Genomic DNA, 4485 nt, shown 5'->3' on the forward strand with positions numbered 1-4485 from the left:
GGTCTTGATGGCCTCCTTGGCCGCCTGCTCGACCGCGGGGTCGACGGTGAGGATGCCGCCGTCGCTGCCACCGACGAGCGGGTTCGGCTCTGACTCGGTCCACTTGTTGACGCCGACGACGATGTCCTCGCCGCCCTCGATGCGGCGGCGGCGCAGCGCGTGCGACGACACGAGCGCCGACTTCATGTAGCCGCTCTCGACCGCGGCGACCGCGCCGCCCATCTCGAGGATGCGGTCGATCTCGGCCTGCGCGCCCTGCTTGATCTCGGCGACCTTCGCCGCGACGACCGGCGAGCCGTCGAACAGGTCGGCGTACTCGAGCAGGTCCGACTCGTAGGCGAGCACCTGCTGCATGCGCAGCGACCACTGCTGGTCCCACGGCCGCGGCAGGCCGAGGGCCTCGTTCCAGGCCGGCAGCTGCACCGCGCGGGCGCGGGCACCGCGCGACAGCGTGACGGCGAGCATCTCGAGCAGGATGCGGTAGACGTTGTTCTCCGGCTGCGCCTCGGTGAGGCCGAGCGAGTTGACCTGCACGCCGTAGCGGAACCGCCGGTGCTTCTCGTTCTCGACGCCGTAGCGCTCGCGGGTGATCTCGTCCCACAGCTCGCCGAAGGCGCGCAGCTTGCACATCTCCTCGACGAACCGGACGCCCGCGTTGACGAAGAACGAGATGCGGGCGACGACCTCGCCGAACTGCTCCTCGGGCACCTGACCCGAGTCACGCACCGAGTCGAGCACCGCGATCGCGGTGCAGAGCGCGAAGGCGACCTCCTGCACCGGCGTCGCGCCGGCCTCCTGCAGGTGGTAGCTGCAGACGTTGATCGGGTTCCACTTCGGCACGTGCGCGACGGTGTAGGCGATCATGTCGGTGATCAGCCGCAGCGACGGCCCCGGCGGGAACACGTACGTGCCCCGCGACAGGTACTCCTTGATGATGTCGTTCTGCGTGGTGCCGGCCAGCTTGGTGAAGTCGGCCCCCTGCTCCTCGGCCACCGTCAGGTAGAGCGCGAGCATGAACATCGCCGGCGCGTTGATCGTCATCGACGTGTTCATGCGGTCGAGCGGGATGTCGTGGAACAGCGTGCGCACGTCACCGATGTGCGACACCGGCACACCCACCTTGCCGACCTCGCCGCGCGCGAGCTCGGCGTCGGGGTCGTAGCCGGTCTGGGTCGGCAGGTCGAAGGCGACCGACAGACCGGTCTGGCCCTTGGCGAGGTTGCGCCGGTAGAGCTCGTTGGACTTCTCGGCGGACGAGTGGCCCGCGTACGTGCGCATGAGCCAGGGCTTGTCCCGCTGGTCATCGGTGGGGAAGGGCATCACGACACCTCCGGGCTGCGAATCTTTCGAGCGTATTTCCTCGGACGTCCGAATGCCGATCCGGGACGCGAGGACTGTGGCCGAGTTCGCACCGTCCCGCACACCTGCCGCAGACCTGACCGACGACCCGGATGCGGCCCGAAATCGCGCGATCCGGGCACCTGCATGCCTAGGCTGGCCCTGTGACCGCCGCGCCCGCGCATACGACGACCACGTACCACCCGCCGAAGGACGCGACCCGGTACGAGCGGGGACGGGCTTGGGCGGTGCACGGCTTCACCACGCTCGGCATCGTCGCGGCCATGCTCGCGCTGCGCGACGTCATCGTCGGGCGGCCGTCCTACGCGATCATCTGGCTTCTGCTGACGCTGCTCATCGACGGCGTCGACGGCCCGATCGCGCGCGCCCTGCAGGTCGAGACGCTGGTGCCGCGCATCGACGGCTTCCTGCTCGACCTCATCATCGACTTCGTCACCTGCGCGATCGTGCCGGCGGCGTTCATGTACGCCTTCAACGTCGTGCCGCAGAACAACTGGGGCATCGCGGTGCTCTGCCTGATGGTCTTCACCTCGGCCATCTGGTTCGCGCGCAAGGACATGATGACCGAGGAGTTCTGGTTCCGCGGCTTCCCGGCGGCCTGGAACGTCGTCGGGCCGGTGCTGTTCTTCCTGCTCCCGGCCGCGAACGACGACGCCAAGACCAGCACCGGCGCGATCATCACGGTGGTGCTGTCGCTGCTGCAGCTGACCAACATGCCCTGGCCGCACATCGCCCGGTCACGCTTCGCCCGGCCGTTCACGATCGTGGGCACGCTGTGCTGGGTGGGCGGACTCGCGATCGGCGCGTTCCTCTACCCGCACCGCTACGAGTTCGTCCGGATCATGCTCGTCGTGGGCAGCGCCTACTTCGTGACCCTCGCCGCAGTGCGGGCGTGGCACGACCACCAGCGACGGCGCACAATCGAGGGGTGAGCAACGACCCGTCGGCCGGCATCATCGCCCTGCTCGTCGTCGGCCTGCTGGTGCTGGTGCTGCGCTGGGTCTGGAGTTCGAAGCAGCCGCGCCGCGCGCCGCTCATCGACGCCGCCGCGTCGCCGCACCTCGGCCTGCTGTCGGTGATCGCACCCAAGCAGACCCGCGCCGACGCCCTGCGCACGCGGGCCACCCTCACCGAGGCGGGCATCCGCTCGTCGCTGTCCAAGCGCAGCGACGGCCGGGTCGACGTCCTCGTCTTCGCCTCCGACGTCGACCGCGCCCGCCTGCTGCTCGACGCCTGAGCCCACGCCGTCGCCCGACCGGGGCCACGCCCCGCTGACCCGGCGGTGTGTGGCGGTGCGCGTCCTACTTGATGCCGAAGAGCTCCTTGATCGGGTCGATCGCGAAGTAGACGGCGAAGACCACCGACAGCAGCCACATGAGCGGGTGCACGGTGCGGGCCTTGCCGGTGGCCGCGCGCAGCAGCACCCAGCTGATGAAGCCGGCGCCGACGCCGTTGGTGATCGAGTAGGTGAACGGCATCAGCACGATGGTGAGGAACGCCGGCACCGCGATGTCGAGGGCCTGGAAGTCGATGAACCGCACCTGGCGCATGAGCAGCACGCCGACCACGACCAGCGCGGGGGCCGCCGCCTCCGACGGCACGATCTGCGCGATCGGCGACAGGAAGATGGTCACGACGAAGAGCAGGCCGGTGACGATGCTGGCGAAGCCGGTGCGGGCGCCGTCGCCGATGCCCGACGCCGACTCGACGTAGGTGGTGGCCGACGACGCGCTGCCGATGCCGCCGCCCACGGCCGCGAGGCCGTCGACCAGCAGCACCTCGCGGATGCGGGGCAGGTTGCCCTGCTCGTCGAGCAGGTCGGCCTCGCTCGCCAGCCCGATCGTGGTGCCCATGACGTCGAAGAAGTCTGAGAGCACGAGCGAGAAGACGACGACGATGCCGGACACCACGCCGATAGCCGAGAAGCCGCCGCCGAGCGAGAAGTGGCCGATGAGCCCGAGGTCGGGCGCGCCGAAGTGCTTGCCCTTGAAGGTCGGGACGGACAGCTGCCAGCCGTTCGGGTTCTTCTTCGCGTCGAACGCCCCGACCTTGGCGATCGACTCGATGATCAGCGACAGCACGGTCATCGCGACGATGCCGATGAGGATCGCGCCGCGCACCTTGCGGGCCATGAGCGCGGCGATGAGCAGCACGCCGAGCACGAAGACCAGCGTCGGCCAGCCGCGCAGACCCGAGCCGGACGACCCGAGCTGCAGCACCGGGTTGCCCGGGCGCACGAAGCCGGCGTCGACGAAGCCGATGAGCGCGATGAACAGGCCGATGCCGACGGCGATGGCGCTCTTGAGCTCGCGCGGGATCGCGTTGAACACCGCCGTCCGGAAGCCGGTGAGCACCAGGACGACGATCACCAGGCCCTCGATCACGACCAGGCCCATCGCCGACGCCCACGACATGCGGGTGGCGACCTGGAAGGTGACGAAGGCGTTCAGGCCGAGGCCGGTCGCGAGCGCGAACGGGTAGCGCCCCACGATGCCCATCAGCAGCGTGAAGAACGCTGCGACGACGGCGGTGGCGCCGGCGATCGCGGTGATGTTCGGGCCGTGCGTGCCGCCGCCGAGGAAGTGGCCGGTCTTGTCGGGGATCGTCCCGAGGATGATCGGGTTCAGCACGACGATGTAGACCATCGTCACGAAGGTGACGAGCCCGCCGCGGGCCTCGCGGCCGATCGTCGAGCCACGTTCGGTGATCGAGAAGAACCGGTCGAGACCGGACGTCGCCGGGCGGGTGGCGGCCGGCTCCTTGTCGAGGATGCTCACGGGCGCCGATCTTGCCCTACGCGTGTTTCCGCGCCGCTACCGCCGGTGCGTCAGCTGCCGAACGTGTCGGACTCGACGCGCTGCACGTCCGCGCCGAGCCCCTGCAACTGCTCCTCGAAGCGCACGTAGCCCCGGTCGATGTGGTGGATCTCGGCGACCTCGGTGACGCCCTCGGCCACCAGGCCGGCGATCACCAGGCCCACACCCGCGCGGATGTCGGTGGCCCGCACCGGCGCGCCGCTGAGCCGTTCCTTGCCGCGCACCACCGCGTGATGGCCGTCCGTGCGCACGTCCGCGCCCATCCGCGCGATCTCGTCGCAGAACATGAACCGGGCCTCGAACAGGTTCT

General features: G+C 69.7%; 4 protein-coding genes and 1 pseudogene. 2 read left to right on the top strand and 3 right to left on the bottom strand.

What is annotated here, in order from left to right; genetic code table 11:
• Positions 1 to 1320: methylmalonyl-CoA mutase family protein (locus tag ACTHMS_RS11160; protein WP_440306735.1), on the bottom strand; the 1320-nt coding region annotated here is incomplete at its 3' end.
• 182 nt (positions 1321 to 1502) lie between these two features.
• Between ACTHMS_RS11160 and ACTHMS_RS11165 the strand changes: the two genes are divergently transcribed.
• On the top strand, positions 1503 to 2291 hold the full coding sequence (locus ACTHMS_RS11165) for a CDP-alcohol phosphatidyltransferase family protein (protein WP_440306736.1): 789 nt from the start codon (positions 1503 to 1505) through the stop codon (positions 2289 to 2291).
• Entirely contained in the window at positions 2288 to 2596 is a 309-nt protein-coding gene (locus tag ACTHMS_RS11170; RefSeq protein WP_440306737.1) for a hypothetical protein, read from the top strand. Before ACTHMS_RS11165 ends, ACTHMS_RS11170 begins: the two co-directional genes overlap by 4 nt.
• 64 nt (positions 2597 to 2660) lie before the next feature.
• Here the strand turns inward: ACTHMS_RS11170 and ACTHMS_RS11175 are convergent, their stop codons facing one another.
• Together ACTHMS_RS11175 and ACTHMS_RS11180 are read right to left on the bottom strand one after the other, a co-directional pair.
• Positions 2661 to 4136, bottom strand: a complete 1476-nt coding sequence (locus ACTHMS_RS11175) for an NCS2 family permease (RefSeq protein ID WP_440306738.1) — start codon at positions 4134 to 4136, stop codon at positions 2661 to 2663.
• Between the two features lie 50 nt (positions 4137 to 4186).
• Positions 4187 to 4485 (bottom strand): annotated as a pseudogene (locus ACTHMS_RS11180) (UDP-N-acetylglucosamine 1-carboxyvinyltransferase); the annotation flags it as partial.

Source organism: Jatrophihabitans sp. (genome assembly GCF_051960575.1).
Taxonomy (GTDB): domain Bacteria; phylum Actinomycetota; class Actinomycetes; order Mycobacteriales; family Jatrophihabitantaceae; genus JBQCEE01.